This is a genomic window from Jiangella aurantiaca (assembly GCF_004349105.1).
Lineage (GTDB): Bacteria > Actinomycetota > Actinomycetes > Jiangellales > Jiangellaceae > Jiangella > Jiangella aurantiaca.
This window is the reverse complement of the sequence record NZ_SMLB01000006.1, coordinates 1-19,946: the sequence shown is the minus strand read 5'-3', so window position 1 is coordinate 19,946 and position 19,946 is coordinate 1. Positions and strand designations below refer to the sequence as shown.

Sequence of the window (19,946 nt, the reverse complement as noted above, 5' to 3'; positions counted from 1 at the left end):
CGTGAAACCGAGGAACGTCCTCTTCCTGATGACCGACCAGCACCGCGCCGACACGATCGGGGCCTACGGCAACCCGATCGCGACCACTCCGGCGATCGACGAACTCGCGCGCACGGGCACCCGGTTCGACCGCTGGTACACCCCGACGGCGATCTGCACTCCGGCGAGGGCCAGCCTGCTGACCGGGCAGGCGCCGTTCCGGCACCGGGTACTGGCCAACCATGAACGCAATGTCGGCTACCTGGAGGATCTGCCCGACGGGACGTTCACGTTCGCCGAAGCGTTGCGCGACCACGGATACAACACCGGGCTCGTGGGCAAATGGCATGCCGGTACCGAGAAGAACGCCGCAGTGTTCGGGTTCGACGGCCCCGACCTGCCGGGTTGGCACAACCCGGTCACGAACCAGGACTACCTCGAGTATCTGCGTGAGCACGACCTGCCGCCGTACGAGATCAGCGATCGCATTCGTGGCACGCTGCCGAATGGCGGGCCGGGCAATCTGCTGGCAGCCCGGCTCCATCAACCGGTCGCGGCGACGTTCGAGTACTACCTCGCGACGCGGACGATCGAACTGCTCGAACGGTATGCCGACGATGCCGCCCGCCAGGCCACGCCGTTCTTCCTCCAGCTCAGCTTCTTCGGACCGCACCTGCCGTACATCGTCCCGGACGCCTATTTCGACCTGGTCGACCCGGACGTCGTCCCACTTCCCCGGTCGATCGCCGAGACCTTCGCCGGCAAACCACCGGTGCAACGCAACTACAGCGCCCACTGGACGTTCGACACGATGCCGATCGAGGCGACACGCAAGCTCATCGCCGTCTACTGGGGCTACGTCACGCTTATCGACCAGCAGATCGGCCGGGTCATGGACGCCATGGAGCGGCTCGGGCTCGTCGACGACACCGCCGTGTTCTTCACGAGCGACCACGGCGAGTTCACCGGCTCACACCGGCTACACGACAAGGGCCCGGCGATGTACGAGGACATCTACCGCACGCCAGGCATCATCCGGATCCCCGGGGCACCGCAGGGCCAGGTCCGCACCGAGTTCGTGAGCCTGCTGGACTGCACAGCGACGATCCTCGACATCGCCGGGATCGACACGTCGCCCGCGATCGACTCACGGAGCCTAGTGCCGTTCGTCGAGGGACGCGACGTCCCCTGGCCGGACGACATCGTCTGCGAGTTCCACGGACACCACTTCCCGTACCCGCAGCGCATGCTCCGCGAGGACCGGTTCAAGCTCGTCGTGAATCCTGACTCGACCAACGAGTTGTACGACCTCGCCACCGATCCCGACGAACTGCTCAACGTTTACGTCCACCCGGAAATGACCGATGTGCGCCTCCGGATGATGCAGCGGCTCTACCAGGTGCTCCGGGATCGGGGCGACAACTTCTATCACTGGATGACCACGATGTACGACGTCGGCGAGGTCGACTACGACCCCACTCAATCCGGGTTGGACGAGACGACGTACCAGAACGGTGCGCGACCTCGTGACCTGACAACCGCCGGATGCCGGCGCCGAGGAACATGACCGCTCGCCGCCATCGGGCTCGGCCGCCGGCTCCGAGCACGGCTTCCGCGCCGAGCGGCGGGTCAGAACCGCCGGATCAGCCCTCGGCCGCCGGCCGGTATCGGGAGTGCTCGCAGGGTCAACCCGGTCCCGGACTCTCGGGCGGCGAGCCGGCCGCGGCAGTCATAGAGTTCCACGTCGCACGCCGTCTCGGGTCCAGCGGCCACCACGACGGCGTCCTCACCGCCGTTGGCGAGGTGCCACTCGGACCAGTCGCCGGCCGGGACGGGCACGACGACGTCGGCGTAGCGCACGGTGACGACAGTCTCGCCGCCGGCCGCCTCGACGGTGGTGAAGCCGTCGGCGACGCCCCGGACGGAGAGGGAGCCGTGCAACAGGACCGGCGCGTGCCGGCGCCAGAACGTCAGCCAGTGCGACAGCACCTCGAGTGCTTCCGCGGACTGCCCGGCCAGCCGCACCGACACCTGCGGCACCCCGAACAGCGCGCTGAGCAGCTGGTGGGCGATGCGCTCCGGGCTGTCCACCTGCGACCACATGATCGGGTCACTGTGGACGGCCACCCCGGACGTGGCCGCCCGCATGCTGACGATGCCGCGCCTGTTCTGCGCCGGGCTCAGCGGGCAGTCGGCCACCCTGACCATCGTGGCCGCGCGGATCGAGGCCGGTGAGACGTAGGGCTCGCGGAACTCGATCATCGCCTCAGGGCGCACAGCGTGAACGGCGTCGACCAGCTCGGCGAGTAGCGCCAGGGCTCCCGCCGACGAGTCCGGGCGGTCGCCGTCGGCGGGCCCCGGCGCCGGCGGCACGGCCGCGAACCGCTCCAGGAAGTCCAGCTTCAGCCCGTCCGCACCGGAGGACCGGACGAGGTCGGTGACGCGGCCGACGAGGTGGCGCCGTGCCCGGGGCGAGCGCGGGTCGAGGACGGCGGCCTCCATGGCCGGCTCGTCGTAGAGCGTCGCCAGGGCCGCCTCGCGGTAGGCCTGCGACCGGTAGCCGAGGAACGGGGTCCCGATCCACCACATCGTCCGTAGCCCCAGTGCCCGCGCCCGCTCGACCAGAGCCCGCGCGTCGGGCACCTTGGCCGGCTCGACCCGCCAGTCGCCGCATGAACCGTAGCCGCGCTCGGCGTCGGCGGTCTGCCAGCCGTCGTCGACGATCAGCGTGCCGAAGCCCAGCCGGCCGGCCAGCTCGAGCTCGCGGTCGAGCGCGGCGGCGTCGAGATCCTGGTGGAACGAGTACCAGGTGCACAGCACCGGCTGCTCGTTCTCCAGGGCGACAGCGCGACGGGTCAGTCCCAGCCGCCGGCCGATGTCGGCGACGGCGTCGACGAACGCGGCGCCGGTGAGGTCCAGGTGCAGCGTGAGCGGCGCCCCGTCCGCGAGGTCCGCATCGACGTCGAGCATGAACTCGGCCGTCTCCTCCACCATGCCGGCCCGCACCCGCACGGGATGGTCGCCGGCGACGGCGCCGTACGTCAGCAGCGTGCGGTCGTGCCGCCCGACCAGGCTGCCCAGCGCCGTCCCGCTGAACGGGCCGACGTCGCGGGCCGCCTCCCAGGCCGGCGGCAGCTGCACCCGCTCCTGGTCGCTGCTCGGCCGCCACAGCACGACGGCGTCCGGTGCGGCCAGGCGGACCAGCACGCGGGCCGGGCCGGGCGCGGACCGCCGCACGGTCACCGTGAGCACACCTCCGTCGTCGGACTCGACGACCGCCGGGCGGGTGTGCTCGTCCAGCCCTTGTGCGATCTCGACCCGGGCGGTGGCCACCGCGACCGGCACCAACCGGGCGTCACGCGCCGCGCCGGGCGCCCAGGGCGCCATGATCTCCGCCGACGTCATTTCGACCCCGTGAACGAGATGCCGCCGACGATGTGCCGCTGCGCGAGGAAGAAGATCACGATGCACGGCAGCACGACGACGATCGACGTCGCCATGAGCAGCGACGTGTCCGTGCTGTTGGCCGACGTGAACCCGGCCAGCGCCAACGGCAGCGTCTTCCACCGCTCCGAGCTCAAATAGATCGACGGCGTGAGGAAGTTGTTCCATGAGCTCATGAACTGCAGCACCGCCGCCGCGACGATGATCGGCTGCGAGAGCGGCAGGTAGATCGACCACCAGATGCGGAACCAGCCGGCTCCGTCGACGATGGCGGCGTCGGTGAGCGACTGCGGCAGCCGCAGGTAGAACTGCCGGAACAGGAAGATGAAGAACGCCGAGCCGAACAGGCTGGGGAGGATCAGCGGATACAGCGTGTCCATCATGTCCAGCTCACGGAAGAGGATGAACTGCGGCACGATCGTGACCTCGCCGGGGAGCAGCATGGTGGCCAGCACGATTCCGAAGATCACGCCGGCGCCGCGGGCCGGGATCCGAGCGAACGCGAACCCGACGAGGGAGGACGACAGCACCGTGAAGATCACCGGCGGGATTGTCGTCAGCAGTGAGTTGCCGAGGTACTGCCAGAACGGGAACGACGACAGCCCGTCGGTGTAGTTCTGGAAGTGCCACTGCACCGGCCAGAGCGAGACGCCCGCCTCGGCGACGCCCTGCCGGGTGCGCAGCGACGTCGCGATCATCCAGAGGAACGGGTACGCGAACACGAACGAGCCGATGACCAGCACGACCAGCGAGCCGGTCTGGCGCAGCCGCGACGGCGCCATGGGACCGCCGCCGGCCCGCAGGGACGCGCGACGGCCGCGCGACGGCCGCGGGGCGGATGCCCGGGCGGACCGGGTGTCCGGCGCCGCGACCGTCCCGGCGCTACTTGGCGCGGGCAAAACGGGCCTCCTTCGGTCGGGTGCTCTCGTAGTAGACCCAAAAGGCGCTGCCGCGGAAGATCAGCGCCGTCAGCAGCAGGATCATCACGAGCAGGATCCAGGCCAGCGCCGAGGCGTAGCCCATCCGGAAGTACTCGAACGCGTTCTGGTAGAGGTACAGGACGAAGAAGAGCAGGGAGTGCGACGGCCCGCCGCCGGCCTGGGTCACGACGTAGCCCTGGGTGAAGGTCTGCATGGCGCCGATCAGGCCGGTGATGACGTTGAAGAAGATCACCGGGCTGATCTGCGGCAGCGTGATGCTCCAGAACCGGCGGACCGCGCCGGCGCCGTCCAGGTGCGCCGCCTCGTACAGCTCGGTCGGCACGTCCTGCAGTCCGGCCAGGTAGATCACCATGTTGCCGCCGACCGTCCACAGGCTCATGATCACCACGGCAGGCAGCGCCCAGCCGGGGTCGGCGAACCAGGCCGGCCCCTCGATGCCGAACACCCGCAGCACGCCGTTGAGCAGGCCGTAGCCGGGATTGAACACCCACAGGAAGAGCACGACCTGCGCCACGCCGGTGACCAGGCTGGGGAGGTACCAGATGGTCCGGAACACGTGGATGCCGCGGACCCGGACGTTCATCAGCAGGGCCACACCCAGCGACAGCGCCACCTGCAACGGCACGCTCAGCGCGGCGTAGGTCAGCGTCACCTGCACGGCCTTGGCCACGAGCGGGTCCGACGCCGCCTCGGTGTAGTTGTCGAGACCGGTGAACGACGGCGGATCGATGAGGTTCCAGTCGAAGAACGACAGCACCAGCGAGTAGGCCATCGGCCCCACGGTGAACAGCAGGAACCCGAACACCCAGGGCGAGATGAACACCCAGAACGCGGCTGTGGACCGGTGCACCCACTGGCGGCGCACCGCGAACCAGAGCGGGCCGAGGAAGAGCACGTAGATCGCCGCCAGCAGGACGAGGAACGCGCCGAGGGGTTGCACGTCCGGCGACATGCCCAGGCGGCCGAGCACCTGCTCGATGGCGGTGATGATCTCGCTCATCTCGATCCGCTCCGGTCCGCGGTGCCCGCGCCTACTGCGAGTCCAGCGTCGACTGGCACTGCTCGTCGAGCTCGGGGAACACGTCGGCCGGATCCTCGGTGCCGGAGCCGAGTGCGGTCCGGGAGTACAGGGCGTTGCTGAAGTCGGACCGGATCTGCGCGTCCTTGGCCACCGACGGCTGGATCTGCGACTGGTCGACGGCGTCGACGAACGCCTGCAGGTCGAGCTCCGGCGCCGCCGCCTTGAACGTCTCGATCGACGCCTCGACGACCGGGACGCCCAGCGAGGACTCGGTGGTGGTCAGCAGGTCCTGGGCGGCCTGCGACGTGCTCATGAACTCGGCGAAGGTGCGGGCGGCCTCGGCCTCCTCGGGTGTGGCGTCCTTCGAGATGCCCAGGCCGTTGATCTCCATCGGCTCGCCGTTGCCCGGCACCGGCACGATGGCCAGCTTCGAGTCGGTCACGGCCACGAGCTTGGCGATGTCCCAGGGGCCGAAGTCGGGCTGCATGGCCAGCCGGCCGATGCTGAGCCAGTCGAACATGTCCTGGCCCTCGGCGTCGATCTGCGTGGGCGCGTACCCGTCGGGCGCCTGCGCGTCGATGACGAACCGGGCCGTCTCGATGGCGACGTCGCTGTCGAGCATGCACTGCGTGCCGGTCTGGTCGTAGAAGCTGCCGCCCTCGGCGATCAGCCAGCCGTCGTACCAGAGCCGGGCCGAGCCGTAGACCTTCTCCGGCGGCTCCCCCGAGGTCAGCTGCTGGGCGACCTGCGCGAACTGGTCCGTCGTCATCGGGGTGTCGGACGGCGGCAGCGGAACGCCCGCGGCGTCGAACACGTTGCCGTTGACGGCCATCACCTTGGTCTTCACCACGAACGGCACGGCCCAGTAGGAGCCGTCGATCATCATGCTGTTCGGGATGTTCTCCGAGTAGTACGCGCTCGGGTCGACGTCGACCTCCTGGTAGGCGTTGGCGAAGCCGGCCAGGGAGGTGTTGGAGATCTGCGAGACCGTAGGCGCCTGCCCTCCGGCGATCGACACCTGGAGCTTCTGCTCGTAGTCGCTCTGGATCCAGTTCAGCTCGACGTCGACGTCCGGGTGCTCCTCCTCGAAGGCGGCGACCATCGCCTTCAGGGTGTCGGCCTCCTGGGTGTTGCCCCAGTGGGCGAACGTGATGGTGGTGTCGTCGCCGCCGCCGGCTTCGTCGGCCGCGCCACCGCATCCGGTGAGCACGAGCGCGGCCGCGGTGGCCATGGTGGCGAGGGGCACGATTCTCTTCATCGGACTCTTCCTTGACTCTCGATGGTGTGCGACTGCGGCGCGGGGTGTCAGACGGCGGCGTGGGCCTCGGTTCCCGGGTGGACGACCTGCTCGACCCTCCCGCCGCCGACCTCGGCGATCCAGCGGACCGGGCGAGGCCCGGTGACGCGCAGGGTGGCGGCGTCGCCGCCGTCGTGCCGGACGCTGACGAGAGCGTCGCGGACCGGGATGCCGGCCACCTCGACCCAGCCCCCGGTCAGGTGGCTGCGGGTCGTGACGGTGCCGTCGGCGGCGACGTCGAGGCCGGTCAGGCCGGTGAGCAGGTGGGCCACCAGCGTGTACGAAACCTCGGGATAGGCGGCGCGCGAGGCGATGAGGTGGCGGATCCACCGCAGCGCCTCGTCGTCGCGCCCGTAGCGCAGGTACGCCTCGGGCAGGTAGGTGAACGCCTCGATGTTGGGCGGCGGGGCGATCTCGAGCTGACGTGAGACGAAGTCGAGGTGCGCCGACGCCCGCGGGCCGGACTCGGCGAGGCCCTTGACGGCCGGGAACCAGGACGGCTCGTAGCCGAACGCCGTCACCGGCCCGGCGGACGAGAGACCGGTGGCGTACCGCCCCAGCTCCTCGACCCACCAGGCGTCCGCGAAGTGCCGGGCCAGGCGGTCCGCCTCGGCGGCCGCGTGCTCGGCGAGCGGACTGCCGGGCAGCACATCGCGGATCGCCGACACGGCCGCCCACTGGCTGGCGATGCCGTCGCCGGCGACCTGTAGTCCCGGGGCGGCGGACCCCTCGTTGTAGGTAGGGCTGCCGGCGAAGATGTCGCCGGTGCCGGCCTCGCCGGCGACGCCGGTGCCGAGCACGTCGTGCAGGGCGACGAAGTCGGTCGTCACGGCCCGGTAGAAGCCGGTGAGGACGGGGTCGGTGCGGTAGCGCTCGTCGCCCGTCCAGCGGTACTGCTCCAGGCACTTCTCGACCAGCTCGAACGGCGCGGGGATCTCCCTGACGAAGTCGTCGTCCGAGTGGAAGTCGATCTCCGCGGGACGGCCGTCGAAGTGGAACGCCCACAGCGGGTACCACCGGCGCGCCGGCGTCGCCGACTCCGCGAAATGCCGCAGCATCGCCTGGTTCTCGCGGTCCAGGCCCAGCAGGTGGGCGCCGAGCGCCTGGTGCGCGACGTCGCGGGAGTAGAACATCGGCCGGTCCGTGAGCCCGGCCCAGTACGACGGGACGATGGCGGCGTCGTCCCGCACCCAGCTCAGCGCCCGCTGGACGGCCCAGCCGTAACCCTCTTCGAGGTCCGGCTCCGACGATCGGAACTCCGGAAGGTCACGCTCGATGCCGGGAACGCCCAGCCGCTCTGCCGTCATGCGGCATATGTAAGCACAAAGTCCGGTGTCCGACAAGAACTTTCAATGGGCCGTCATCGGACACGTCACGGTGGCGGCGGCGCGGTGGAGCCGCGGACGATCAGCTCCGGGTCGAAAAGCAGCTCGCTGGTGTCGACGGGGCGGCCCTGGACGAGCCGCGTGAGCACCGGGACGACCGCCTGGGCCAGCCGTTCCATGGGCTGGCGGACGGTGGTGAGCGGCGGGTCGAGGAACTCGAGCGGAAACGCGTCGTCATAGCCGACGACCGAGACGTCGCGCGGTACCTCGAGGCCGGCCCGCCGCACGGCCCGGATCGCACCCAGGGCCATTTCGTCGCTCGCGGCGACGATGCCGGTCACGCCCGCCTCGAGCAGCTTCCCGGTGGCCGACGTGCCACCCTCGATGCTGTACTCGTGCCGGATCACGACGGCATCGTCGCGACTCCCGCCCCTCGCCTCGACCGTCGCGAGGAAGCCCTGGACCCGGAGGTCGCTGGGCCGGTTGCCGATCGGCCCGGCGATCAGGCCGAGCCGGCGGTGACCGAGGTTCCACAGGTGGTCGACCGCCAGCTCTGCCGCGAGCAGGTCGTTCGTCGACAACGTTGGCGCGTTCGTCCCCGCGACCGGTCCGTCGATGCAGATGAACGGGATGCGCCGCTGGGCCAGCAGGCGGTAGGCCGCCGGGTCGACGTCGGCCAGGGTGTTGCTGGCGGAGATGAAGACGGTGGCCAGCACCCCGGCGTCGGCCATGGCCGAGACGTAGTCGAGCTCCTGCGTCCCGCCCACCGGCGCCGACGCGATCACGGCCCGGTAGCCCTGCAGGCCGAGCGCCGCCGACATGCGATCGGCCAGCTTCGCGAAGAACGGGTCCTCCAGGCCCGGCGTGAGCAGCAGCACCAGGTTGCCCAGCGACACGCGTGAGTAGCCGACGGCGCGCATGGCGTCCTCGACCACTCGGCGGGTCTCAGGCGCGACCACGCCACGGTTGTTGATGACTCGGCTGACCGTCGCCTCGCTGACTCCGGCGGCCTTCGCCACGTCTCCGATCCCGACCTTCGCCATGATTCCCCTGCCTCGCGACTCCCGATGGTGTCCGATCTCTGCAAGTATTGTGCATGCTGTGTCCTCGATCCGACGCCAGGGGAACTGGCGTTGCGGCCGAACGGCGGCATGCTCTGACGAAAGCGCGACCTCATCGCTACCCGGCGCACCGTCTCCGGCCGCCCACCCCGACGCGACCGTTCGAAGAGATCCGCCCCCGTGCGGCGTTCTGCCGCCCCGAGCGCGGGTGACCACCGGTGCATGGTCGTCGCCCTGGACGGCGACTGGCGGTTGGCGTGGTCACCGTCCCCGGCATCACCCGGCGCGAACCCCGCCGACCAAGGGGCCGGCTGGGCCATCATCACCGTTCCCGGCCATTGGCAGCTGCACGGATACGCCTCCCCCGCTTGACCAACGTGCGCTACCCGTTCCCCGTTGACCCACCCCGGGTCCCCGACGAGAACCCGACGGGCGAGTACCGGCGCGCGTTCACCGTTCCCGACGGCTGGCACGGCGGACGGGTGCTGCTGCGCGTCGACGGAGCTCTGGGCTGCGTCGCGACTGGTTCCGCCGCTGCAGCCGGAACCGGAACGTGCTGCGGTGATGGCACTGCTGAGCTCGGGGCAAGCTCCCGGCTCGGACCCGTGACGCCTTCAGGCTGTGCTCTTGGTACGGAACCGATCAGGTCTTGGCCGGCCGCCCGCCTTCGGGCGCGTCCCCCGCTGGCCGCCCGCTGCCCGCGCCCGCCCGCTGATGGCGGCCGGCCAAGACCCATCCGCCACTGAGGCGCGAGCCCCGGCGGCCACGAACGAGGGACGAACAGACGACGTGTTCATTGTTCGCCCGGACGACCCTCGCTGCAGCTGAGCTGCCGCCGAGGTCCGGAGCGACACGTCGCGATCTTGCCGCGACGCTACGCCCGCCACCAAGCCCCGTCAAGGGCCCCACCTTGGCGGATACGGACCTGGACGGCGTCGGCCAGAGGTCGGGCGCCGAGCGAGCCCCGAACCCTCCCGACGTCGCGGCCGCACGGTTGCGAGCATCAAGTTGACCGGGTGCCATGCTTCTCACCCACCGTGGGTGATGCTCTCATTGCTGATGCCGACGACCATGAGGCGAGCACTACGCCACTGTCAGTCGGTCAGGAGGCATGAGCCATGAGTAGCCAATCGGCGGCCGGATCCCGGCCGACTGTCGACGCCGGCCGCCTGTGGGCCGGCGGCTGCGCCTCGGCCCTCGTGGCCGCCTTGACGGCCGTGCTCGGGATCGTCGTCGCGCGCGGCGTCTTCGACGTGCCGGTCCTGGCCCCGGAGGGCCACGGTGTCTGGGGCGACGCGAGCACCTGGGGGTACGCCGGCGGTGCCGCTCTCGCCGCGCTCGTCGCCACCGGCCTGGCGCATGTGCTGATCCTGACGACGCCGCAGCCGATCCGGTTTCTCAGCTGGGTCGTCGGGCTCGCGACGGTGATCGCGGCGCTGATTCCGCTCACGTCGGACGCGACTGCCGGGTCCCGGCTCGCGACGGCTCTGATCATCCTTGCTGTGGGGCTTGTCATCGGGACGCTGATCGCCGGGGTCGCGCGCAGCGCCACTCGTGCGGCGAGGCGGCTGCCGCCGCAGCCCGGCCCCCGTCCCGAGCCGATGCCCTGACGCCCCGCGTGCGACGTCGGACCGGTGCAGCGCAGCGGAAGCCGATGTCGCCGGCCTAGCCGTCCGGGATACCGAGTGGCACATGCGGTCGTCGATGCCCGACGCTGGCCCCTCAGGAACGACCTGCGGGCCAGTGTTTGCCCGCCCTCGCGTGACGGCTCAGATCCGGCGCCGGCAGGTTCGGCGGCGCCGGTTCCGCCGGCGCCGAGGTCTCGCTGCCGGCGCACACCATGGCGAGGATCGAGGGTTCACTCCGCGAACGCCTCACGCAACGCGTTCTCCTGGTCGTGCGACAGGTTCGTGGCGATGAGCGTCGGGTGCAGACCCTGGCTCTCGAAGGCATCCTTGACCTTGTCACCGACTCCCTCGCTGGTCAGGGCGAAGAGGGCTGAGGTGCCCGGTGTCACTTGGTCCCGCGTTTGCTTGATGAAGTCGTCGTCGATGCCGGCGTCGGCGAGCGAGCCACTGAGCGCACCGACGGCCGCCCCGAGAGCTGCGGCGTGGCGTCATCGTCGGCCTTTCACGCCGGCGGATCTTCACGCGATGCGGGTGAACCGGCGCTGGCGGCACGAGTGCGGATCAGCCACGAACCGGCGGCCCGCACGGCCGCGTCCGTGGACTCGCCGATCACCTCCGTGGCCCCGTACGCCCGCACCGGCCCGGTGAGATCGACGGCACCGACGCGCCGCAACTGCTCCTGCAGCCGGTCGTCGAGGCCGGAGACGTACAGCCGTCCATGGCTGCGCTCCAGCTGGCCCGCGTAACGGGCGAGCACTCGGTAGAAGGTGGCGCCGAGCGCGGTACGTCCGCGCAACCGCAGCACGACGGCCGCATCGCGCGAGGCCGACGGGTCCGGCAGCCGTGCCGCGAGGGTGCGCGACCCGGCGTACAGCAGGCTGCCGTAGACGTCGAGCACGGTGACACGACCGCTGGGAAGGACGCGAGGTGCCGGCCGCTCGACCAGGACGCCGTCCCGCGGCACCAACTCGACCACCGTGAGGTCCATCGCCTCCTGGTTCAGCTGCAGCAGCAACGAGAGCGCCACCCCGATGCCGACGGCCACCGCAACGGGCAGGAACAGGGTCGTGACGAATGTCGTCACCAGGCCGATCTGCGAGGTGAGGCCCGTGCGCCAGATGTCGCCGATGCCGCCCGGCCTGATCGAACCGACCGCGGCGAAGACCAGGACGCCGGCCAGGACCGCCATCGGAACGAGGCCGACCAGTCCCGAGAAGAGCACGACGATCGGCAGCAGCAGCACCCCGGACAGGATCGCGGCCCACCGCGTCCGCGCACCCATCGAGACGTTCAGGGCGGTTCCGCTCACTGAACCGCCGACCGGCTGACCGCGGAAGAGACCGGTCACGACGTTGGCCGCGCCCTGCGCGAGGAAGTCGCGGTCGATGTTCGACGGCGACCCGTCCGGATTGGCCGCCTGCTCACCGACTCCGGAGCCCTGGACCAGGACGATGATCGCCACCGCGACCGCGCCGGCCACCAGCTCGAACGAGAGCAACCCGAGGTCCGGCAGCGCGGGCACCGGAATGGAGCGCGGAATGTCACCGGAGTCGCGGACCTGCTCCACGGTATCCAGGCCGAAGGCGATGACGGCCGCGGTGGGTAGCAGGAGCGCCGCTAGCGCGCTCATCGCGGCCCACCGGGTTCGCGCCAGCGAGACGAGGATCACCAGCGTGCCGATGCCGACCCCGAGAGTGGCCGCATCGATCCGGCCCGGATGAAGCACGAGGTCGGCCGCCTTGGCCACATTGGTCGCTCCGTCGACGGCCGCGCCGGTCAGGTCGCCGAGCTGGCCAAGGAGGATGTTGACCGCAACGCCTGTGAGGAACCCGGTCATGACGGAGTGCGAGACGAACCGGGTGTAGCGCCCCAGCCGGAACACGCCGGCCAGGATCATGAGCACGCCGGCGATCAGCGTGAGCAGGAACAGCGCCGCCGGGCGATCCGCACCGTCGACGGTGCTCACCGCGGAGGCGGCGGCCAGGGCGGCCGCAGTGGTCGTGGCCACCACCATCAGCCGGGTGCTCGAGAGCAGCCCGCCGACGATCGGGCCGACGATGCTCGCGTAGAGCCCGTACACCGGATTCACGCCGATCAGGGCCGCCGACGCCATGCCGTCCGGGATGCTCCCGACGGCGCTCGGGACGGCCGCCAGCGTGTCCGCCCGCAACTCGCGGCGCCGTGGCCTGATCGAGCGCGCCCACGCCCGGGCGGCTCGCACGGCGCGAGCCGTGGCCGTGCCGAGGCTGGGCATGCGAACACTCTTGCCGGGCGAGTCCTTGCTGGTCCTCACCCTGTTCGGGTGAGGACGTCAGCAGCGGCCGGGCAGCCCAGTCAGCTGTTGACCCGGGACACCTCGGGTTCGGCCGGGGTAGGACCGGCATCGCCACCGACGGTGTCGTGTTCGCGGCGCCGCCGCCCGGCCGCGGACGCCATCCGCTCCTTGCCGGCGGAGACGGCCGCACGGGCCCTTGTCGGCCATGAGCGCTTCTCGGCCGGGCCGACGTCCGTGCTGCTGGTGGCGGATCGCTTGCGAAATCGGACGAGCACAGCGGCGACAGTGGCGGCCATGCCCGAGACGGCCATGAGCCGACGCCGGTTCGACCGCGAGCGCCGTGTTCGGTCTCTTCGTCTGGACACAGCGGTCTCCTGTCTTGTAGGCGCTCGAACTCGCAGGATTCGCGCCATGCGAGGCCGATCTCATGCCAGAGTGTCCGGCTCGGGCCGGGCGGGCGCCTCACACGCAGGGGGTGAGCTGTGCCGCTCACCAATGCGCGGAGCGAGCCCGGCGGGTGCTCTCCGGATCCGTTGCGGCCGGCGTGGCCAGGCGTCGCCCGGTCGTGCCGTTGAGTGCGTTCGCGATCACCCGCGCCGTGCCGTCGATGATCGCTGGCCGTGTGACGCCGCCGAGCAACCCGGGCCGTTTGAACCGTCCGTCCATCGTTGCCTCCCCTGCCTCAGTCGCCCTCTGTGTCCGTGCCCAGCGCACTCTCGGCGGTCTCTGCCGGGATGCGTGCCCGGAGGGCCAGCTGTCCGCCGGCGGTGCTGATCGCGTCGGATACCCGCCGCACCCAGGTGTGCTCATAGACGATCAGGGCACACGACATCCCCGGCTCCAGGGCGTCCGCGACGACGGCGATGTCCTCGTCGTTCGCGAGGCGCCCGCCGACCACCTCGAGTCCGCCGAAGCCGAAATCGGCGGGATCCTCGTCGAAGTCCACCACCCGCAGGTCCCCGTTCGGCTCCCGCGTGGCCAGAACCAGATCGAGCAGCGTCACGTCGCCCTTGCCGATCACGTCCTTGAGCACCTCGACGGCAACGGGCTCCACACGATCACCCGGAAACGTGAGAATCAGAACCTCGACCGGCCCCCATCTCATGCCGAGCCCCCATGACGACAGCTCATGGCCACCCCCTGGTCCGAGCTTGGTCGTTGCTCCACCATGCGTATCAGCCGGCCACTTCGCCTCACCCGCACCGGGTGACCCGGCTAGAGCAGGCCGAGCTCTCGTGCCCGATCGACGGCCTGACGCCGGTTACTCACGTCGAACTTTCTATATATCGCTTTCAGATGGGTCTTGACGGTGTTCACGCTGAGCACATGCGCGGCGGCGATCTCCTCCAGCGACAGCAAGGACGGGAGGTCCCGGAGCACATCGAGCTCGCGGGCGGTCAGCGCCTCGCCGGAGACGGTAGGGAGGATGTCCGCGCCTCGTGTCGCCGTCGCGGCCGCGAGGAAGCCGCCGACGAACTTCTTGTGCTCGCCGAACCGCCCCTCGCCGCGAACGAGCAGCGACTTGACCCGGGAAGACGCAGCCATGAGTTCCCGGTACATCCGCCGGGGCGCGGCGAGGTCGAGGGCCTGCAGGAGCGCGTCGTGGGCACGGGCCGGCTCGTCGGACTCCGCCGCGAAGTGTGCCGCCAGCAACCAGGCCGTGATCTCGCAGTTCACGACGACGCAGGTCGCTGCGCCGGAGAGCACCGGCGCGAGCACGTTGCGGGCCGCGGCTTTCCGGCCGTGGTGAGCGTGCACCAGCGCACGCATGACGAACGTGTCGCCCGTCTCACCGAGCAGCCGTTCGGCTCTGGCCACGACCTCCGCCGTCGCGAAGCCGTCGCCCACCGACAGCGCCATCTGCAGTTCGTTCAGGCAGAAGTAGGCGATGCTCACCGGCAGCAGCTGAGGCTTGTCGTGCGGCCATGCCTGGCGCATGTTCCTGACGGCGTCGCGGCGGTTGGTGCCGGTCTCGAAGGCGATCGAGGCGTCGAGCAACCGAGCCGAGAGCTCGACCTCCGGCTCGAGGTCCGCGTCGATGGTCGAGACCAGCGACACGTATTTCGCGGCGGCCTCGCTGTCCAGCCGCTGCCAGGCCGCGCCCGCCGCGAGCAGGTAGACCGGCGCCATTCGCGCCGTTGCCGACCACCCGCGCTGCGACGCGAGCTCGACCGCTTCGTCCCCACGCCGCTCGACGGCGTCGAAGTCGCCGAGCGCGGCGGCGCAGACCGCCAGGTAGGAGATGCACTCGAGCGCGAGAGCGTCGCGCGCGTCGCGCCGAGCCATCCGCAACGCCGCCTCCAGGTCGGCGTTCGCGCGCTGGAACTCCATGAGCCAGATCCGCAGGATGCCACGGTTGACGGCGGCCAGCAGCGCCAGATCGGACTCACCCGAGACCGGCACGTCGCTGAGCGCGATGAGCTCCGCCAGGCGGTCGCTGCGGTCGCCGCGCAGCCTGGCCTCGTAGAGCAGCGCCGTAGTGTGCAGCAGCTGGAGGCGACGATCGGAGTGAACCTCCGGCCGCCGTCCCACGTGGTCGATGAGGCGTCGCGCGGAGGCCAGCGCGCCGCTCTCCAACGCCGCCAGGGCAGCGATCAATGTCGTCCCGGGCCTGGCGAGCCATCCCTCGGGCAGCAGGTCGACGATGCGACACAGGGAGGACCCGTCGCCGGCCAGCAGCAGCTGCAGGCCGTGCGTGTCGATGAGATCGACGACGCGCTGCCAATCGCCACCCTGAGCGGCATGGTCGAGCGCGAGGGCCGGCAGGCGGTGTTCGGCGAACCACTCCGAAGCCTTGATGTGGTGCAGGCGTTGCGCGTCCGCGTTTCGTCTGCTCCCCTCGGCCAGCAGGTAACCGCGCAGCAACCCATGTAGCCGGTACGCCGTAGGAGCCGGTCCCACCCGATAGACGAGCGCGTTGTCCCGCGCCAGCCGGGCCAGGACCGCTCCGGCATCCTGGCGCCCGGACAGCTTGCTGGCCAGCTCGGGGGTCAGCGTCTCGGCTACGGACGTGGCGAGGAGCAGGTCGACGGTGTCGTCGGACAGCGCGGTGAGGACCTCGGCGACCAGATAGTCCGACAGAGGCCGGTCGTCACCGGCGAAGTCGGCGATGTACGCGCCCACGTCGTCCTGCGACGCCATGGACAGTGCCGCCAGGCGCAGGCCGGCCGCCCAGCCCTCCGTGCGAGCCAGCAACAGCGCGAGGTCCCTCTCACTGACGTCGATGGCGTGACTGCGCAGGAGCTGATCGGCCTCGGCATGGTCGAAGGCCAGGTCGGCGGCCCGCAGGTCCCACGCCTGCCCGTCCATGACCATCCGGGCGGTGAGCAACGGAGGATCGAACCGGCTGCCCAGCATGAACCGTACGTGTGGGTCCTCGGTCCTGATCAGTGCCGCCAGGGTGGCCAGGCCAGCAGCAGAGGTGATCACATGGACGTCGTCCAGAATGATCCACAGCGTGCCGGGCAGAGAGCTGAGTGCATCGAAGAACGCTGTGAGAAACCCGCTGTTCCCGGCCTCGGACGGCGGTCGCAGGGCGCCCAGGCGCACCTCGGCCGGTGGGTCGAGTCCGCGCACCGCGCGCCCGCAGGCGCGCAGGATGCCCGACCACATGACGAATGGGTCGTTGTCGTAGTCGTCCAGCGAGAGCCATGCGACGGCATCGCCGCGCTGATGCACCCAGCGCCAGCACTGCGCCAGGAGCATGGTCTTACCGGCCCCCGCAGGCGCCGACACGAGTGTGACGGCGACCCCTCGGGCCGCGGCGCTGTCGACCTTGGCCAGGAGCCGGGTTCGGGGCACGGCGCTCGCCGGCAAACGAGGTACCCGAAGTTTCGCCTCCTGTACCCGCGCACGCCCCCTACTGCCAGCGCTGGCAACCACCCGAACCACCATAGTGGATGCTTCGTCCGCTTGTGACCGCTTTAGGTATATCCATCGACGTGGGCGGCGGATCCGGCCCCGCAACCCGGTTCACCCATCCGGGGTGAGGCGCTTCGGCGCGCGAGGGGCGAGTCTCGGATCAGGCGAACACCCCATCGAAGGACCATGCGGATGCGCTACGAGTTTCTCATCGGGGGCCGTGTCTCTGACACGGTCCGTGCAGCGTTTCCGGAATTCGACGTGGTCGAGGGACCGGCCGGAGGCACGGCGATCTACGGCCGCGTCCGTGACCAGGCCGCGTTGCGCGGCGTCCTGGCGCGGTTCGACGACCTGGGCCTGAGCGTCGTCGAAATGCGCAAGCTGCCCGACTGACCCGGGCCCCCGGCCCAGCGGGGCAGGTGGCCCGGGACCGTCGTTTTCCCCTGCCACTCACGCCAGCAGCTTCGCCTTCTGACCTTCGAACTCGGTAGTCGTGATGGTGCCGGCGTCACGGAGCCGGGCCAGCTTGGCCAACTCGTCCGCGCCGCTCGGACGGGAGTCGGCGGCGACGCTGCGGACATAAGAATCGAACTCTCGCTCGCGACGTTCGTAGTCTTCGAGCGTACGGGCGGTCATGCCCTCACCGCGGGCGACGATGTAGATGAGCGCACCGAGGATCGGCAGCACGATGATGAGCAGCGTCCAGAGCGCCTTGCCCCAGCCGGACAGGTCACGGCTGCGGAAGATGTCGCCCAGCAGCGAGACCAGCATCGAGATCCAGGCGACGAAGAGGAAGAACCAGATCATCGTGAGGAACAGGTTCATGAGCGGATAGTCGTCCATCGGGACTCCTTCGGTCTGATCGCACGGCGTGTGCGAACGGTCCGCGTCACGACGATGCGGCCGATCTCAACGGTGCCGACACGTGCGCCCTTCCTCCTCACCCACAGGGGGTGAACCTCGAGGGCTCGCAACCGGGTCGTCGGCGCATCACCTCCGGCCGTCTGCCCTGCCGGAGTGCGCCCGCAGCCGGTCGACCATCTGCGCCGAAGCGACAGCGAACAGCGCGCCGACGACCACCAGGTCGAAAGTGATCTGCACCGTCGTCCCCGCCCGAGCGGCTTGGCCGGCGGCGTGAACGTCGCCGTAGCCGACCGTCCTCAAGGTGACGACGGTGTAAAACAACGCGTCGGTCCGGGTCGCCAGCCCTTCGAACTCGCCCGGTGTGTTCCGCTCGATCAGGTAGTAGGAGACGGCGAAGAACACCACGACGGCTGGAACGGATAGTCCGGGCGATGAGCAGGCCGGCACCCCGGTCAGCCATGGCGTCCGCCGTCGTCGCCGGCGCCCGGTGGAGCGCACGACCAGTCGTAGACCTCTGCCGTTCCGACGACGATGTCATGCAGCGACATGCTGTGCCGGCTGACGAGCACCCACAACAGCCCACCGGAAGGGTGGCACATGACCGCTCGCAGGATCGCCTGCGCCGGCCGCAGCGGCGTCCCGGACCGGCTCACCACCGTCGTCGCGACGTTCCCAGGCGAGTTCTCGTGGCGACCCGGCCGGATCACCCGCGTCGGGTGATCCGCGGCCCTTCTCTCCGCACGGATCATGTCGTTGACTTCTCGACTCCGGATGGGGTCACAAGGCGGTGAACGACATGCAGGCAGGCACCGGTCCGGACTCCGCCGAGCAGGGCGAGGTGGCGCGGCTACGCGCCGAAGTCGCAGCGCTGCGCGCCCAGCGTGCGCCAGGTGACGAACCACGCAGCGGCGGCCGCTGGCGCTCGATCGTCTCCGTCGTCCTGATCGCCCTCGGTTGTCTCACGCTGATCCCGGCGACGGCGGCCGTGTGGTTGCAGTCGGTCGTGACCGACACCGACAGATACGTCGATACAGTCGGTCCGCTCGCCGAGGACTCCGACGTCCAGGCGGCAGTGACGAACCGGATCACCAACGAGATCTTCACCCGGCTCGACGTGGCGCAGATCGTCGACGAGGCCGCGCAGTTGCTCGCCGAGCAAGGTGCCCGGCCGCGCGTGACGGCGTCGCTGCAGGGCCTGGCCCAGCCGATCGCGGGAGGCGTCGAGGACTGGATGCACGGCCAGATCGCCACCATCGTCGCGAGCGACGCCTTCGCCACGGCTTGGGAGGAGGCCAACCGCACCGCGCATGACAGCCTGGTCGCCGTCCTGACCGGCCGGACCGCGGACAGCGGGCTCGTCGTGCGTGACGACACCGTCAGCATCCAGCTTGAACCGCTGATCACTCATGTCAAGGACGCGCTCGTGGGGGCCGGCTTCACGCTCGCCGGGCAGATCCCGGCCGTCGACGCCGAGTTCGTCCTCTTCCAGTCCGACGGGATCACCACCGCCAAGAGCGGGTTCCGGGCCGTCGACCAGCTCGGCACCTGGCTGCCGATCCTTGCGGTCACGCTCATCGCCGCAGGCGTGCTCGTCGCACGCAACCGGCGTCGCGCGCTCGTCGCCGCCGGCGCCGGGACGGCGGTCGCGATGCTGGTGATCGGCATCGCCCTCGCCGTTGTGAGACCGCTCTACCTCGAGTCACTGCCCACCACCGTGAACAGCGACGCCGCCGCGGCCGTCTTCGACCAGGTCGTGACGTTCCTGCGCACCACGCTGCGCACCGTGCTCGTCGTAGGGCTGATCGTGGCTCTCGTCGCCCTTCTCACCGGTCCGTCGACGCAGGCAGTCGCGCTTCGACGGGGCATCGCCGGGATGGGCGCCCGGGCCGACCAGCGCGGCTGGCGCACCGGGCCGGTCGCCACGTGGCTCCACGGCCACAAGCGCGCCGTGGAGATCGCCGTCGTGATCGCCGGCGCGCTCGCGCTCGTCTTCTGGAGCTACCCGACACCCGCCGTCGTCCTGTCGATCGCGGTGGCAGCGATCGTTCTGGTGATAGTGGTCGAGATCTTCGGAGCCACGCCGGGACAGGTACCGCCCGCCCCAGGATGAGCACGGGCTCCAGTCGGCGCCGCTAGGTGGTCCACGACGAAGGGACATGCCATGACCGGTCCGCATGCCACGGTGAACGGCCGGCCGACGCACGCTCCGGCGGCCGGCCGTTCACCGTGGCATGCGGACCGGTCATGGCA

The 19,946-nt window shown here is 70.3% G+C and carries 18 protein-coding genes and 1 pseudogene; 6 read left to right on the top strand and 13 right to left on the bottom strand.

Annotated features, from left to right (window positions below):
• The first annotated feature begins 1 nt into the window (after position 1).
• Positions 2–1,546, top strand: coding sequence for a sulfatase family protein (locus tag E1262_RS06260; protein WP_132102289.1), 1,545 nt, complete (start codon positions 2–4; stop codon positions 1,544–1,546).
• A 62-nt stretch (positions 1,547–1,608) separates the two neighbouring features.
• On the opposite strand, the gene E1262_RS06255 is transcribed toward E1262_RS06260, so the two are convergent.
• The 6 genes from E1262_RS06255 to E1262_RS06230 all read right to left on the bottom strand — a co-directional run bounded on the left by E1262_RS06255 (position 1,609) and on the right by E1262_RS06230 (position 9,050).
• Positions 1,609–3,384 carry an alpha-galactosidase gene (locus E1262_RS06255; protein WP_132102288.1) on the bottom strand — a complete coding sequence of 592 codons (1,776 nt, stop codon included), beginning with the start codon at positions 3,382–3,384 and terminating at the stop codon, positions 1,609–1,611.
• Positions 3,381–4,322, bottom strand: coding sequence for a carbohydrate ABC transporter permease (locus E1262_RS06250; RefSeq protein ID WP_132102287.1), 942 nt, complete (start codon positions 4,320–4,322; stop codon positions 3,381–3,383). Before E1262_RS06250 ends, E1262_RS06255 begins: the two co-directional genes overlap by 4 nt.
• Positions 4,306–5,364 carry a carbohydrate ABC transporter permease gene (locus tag E1262_RS06245; RefSeq protein ID WP_203453610.1) on the bottom strand — a complete coding sequence of 353 codons (1,059 nt, stop codon included), beginning with the start codon at positions 5,362–5,364 and terminating at the stop codon, positions 4,306–4,308. The genes E1262_RS06250 and E1262_RS06245 overlap by 17 nt, the downstream gene beginning before the upstream one ends.
• Before the next feature lie 31 nt (positions 5,365–5,395).
• The gene (locus tag E1262_RS06240; RefSeq protein WP_132102286.1) at positions 5,396–6,643 is read right to left on the bottom strand and encodes an extracellular solute-binding protein; all 1,248 of its coding nucleotides are present in this window, start codon (positions 6,641–6,643) and stop codon (positions 5,396–5,398) included.
• A gap of 47 nt (positions 6,644–6,690) precedes the next feature.
• Positions 6,691–7,989, bottom strand: coding sequence for a hypothetical protein (locus E1262_RS06235; protein ID WP_132102285.1), 1,299 nt, complete (start codon positions 7,987–7,989; stop codon positions 6,691–6,693).
• A gap of 65 nt (positions 7,990–8,054) precedes the next feature.
• Positions 8,055–9,050, bottom strand: a complete 996-nt coding sequence (locus tag E1262_RS06230; RefSeq protein WP_132102284.1) for a LacI family DNA-binding transcriptional regulator — start codon at positions 9,048–9,050, stop codon at positions 8,055–8,057.
• Positions 9,051–9,286: 236 nt separating this feature from the next.
• On the opposite strand from E1262_RS06230, the gene E1262_RS31985 reads away from it, so the two are divergent.
• Positions 9,287–9,814 carry a sugar-binding domain-containing protein gene (locus tag E1262_RS31985; RefSeq protein ID WP_420810510.1) on the top strand — a complete coding sequence of 176 codons (528 nt, stop codon included), beginning with the start codon at positions 9,287–9,289 and terminating at the stop codon, positions 9,812–9,814.
• A 372-nt stretch (positions 9,815–10,186) separates the two neighbouring features.
• The gene (locus E1262_RS06220; RefSeq protein WP_132102283.1) at positions 10,187–10,678 is read left to right on the top strand and encodes a DUF6069 family protein; all 492 of its coding nucleotides are present in this window, start codon (positions 10,187–10,189) and stop codon (positions 10,676–10,678) included.
• 248 nt (positions 10,679–10,926) lie between these two features.
• Here the strand turns inward: E1262_RS06220 and E1262_RS06215 are convergent.
• The 5 genes and pseudogenes from E1262_RS06215 to E1262_RS06195 form a co-directional block, all read right to left on the bottom strand.
• Positions 10,927–11,163: pseudogene (locus E1262_RS06215) on the bottom strand (DUF1269 domain-containing protein); the annotation flags it as partial.
• A 35-nt stretch (positions 11,164–11,198) separates the two neighbouring features.
• Positions 11,199–12,950, bottom strand: a complete 1,752-nt coding sequence (locus tag E1262_RS06210) for a SulP family inorganic anion transporter (RefSeq protein ID WP_132102282.1) — start codon at positions 12,948–12,950, stop codon at positions 11,199–11,201.
• Positions 12,951–13,030: 80 nt separating this feature from the next.
• Positions 13,031–13,246 (bottom strand): hypothetical protein, encoded by a 216-nt coding sequence (locus E1262_RS06205; RefSeq protein WP_132102281.1) that lies wholly within the window; start codon positions 13,244–13,246, stop codon positions 13,031–13,033.
• Between the two features lie 407 nt (positions 13,247–13,653).
• A complete protein-coding gene (locus tag E1262_RS06200; protein WP_238992852.1) occupies positions 13,654–14,076 on the bottom strand; it encodes a DUF6325 family protein in 423 nt (140 codons plus the stop codon).
• A gap of 110 nt (positions 14,077–14,186) precedes the next feature.
• A complete protein-coding gene (locus tag E1262_RS06195) occupies positions 14,187–16,772 on the bottom strand; it encodes a helix-turn-helix transcriptional regulator (RefSeq protein ID WP_162605794.1) in 2,586 nt (861 codons plus the stop codon).
• Between the two features lie 246 nt (positions 16,773–17,018).
• Between E1262_RS06195 and E1262_RS06190 the strand changes: the two genes are divergently transcribed.
• Positions 17,019–17,225, top strand: a complete 207-nt coding sequence (locus E1262_RS06190; protein WP_132102278.1) for a hypothetical protein — start codon at positions 17,019–17,021, stop codon at positions 17,223–17,225.
• Positions 17,226–17,282: 57 nt separating this feature from the next.
• On the opposite strand, the gene E1262_RS06185 is transcribed toward E1262_RS06190, so the two are convergent.
• Both E1262_RS06185 and E1262_RS06180 read right to left on the bottom strand, forming a co-directional pair.
• Positions 17,283–17,675 carry an SHOCT domain-containing protein gene (locus E1262_RS06185; protein WP_132102277.1) on the bottom strand — a complete coding sequence of 131 codons (393 nt, stop codon included), beginning with the start codon at positions 17,673–17,675 and terminating at the stop codon, positions 17,283–17,285.
• Positions 17,676–17,822: 147 nt separating this feature from the next.
• Entirely contained in the window at positions 17,823–18,194 is a 372-nt protein-coding gene (locus E1262_RS06180) for a potassium channel family protein (protein ID WP_203453608.1), read from the bottom strand.
• 99 nt (positions 18,195–18,293) lie between these two features.
• Here E1262_RS06180 and E1262_RS31635 point away from each other — a divergent pair, with 99 nt between their 5' ends.
• Positions 18,294–18,416 (top strand): hypothetical protein, encoded by a 123-nt coding sequence (locus tag E1262_RS31635; RefSeq protein WP_275261628.1) that lies wholly within the window; start codon positions 18,294–18,296, stop codon positions 18,414–18,416.
• A 76-nt stretch (positions 18,417–18,492) separates the two neighbouring features.
• Positions 18,493–19,806, top strand: coding sequence for a hypothetical protein (locus E1262_RS06175; protein ID WP_132102275.1), 1,314 nt, complete (start codon positions 18,493–18,495; stop codon positions 19,804–19,806).
• The last annotated feature ends 140 nt before the right edge of the window (positions 19,807–19,946 follow it).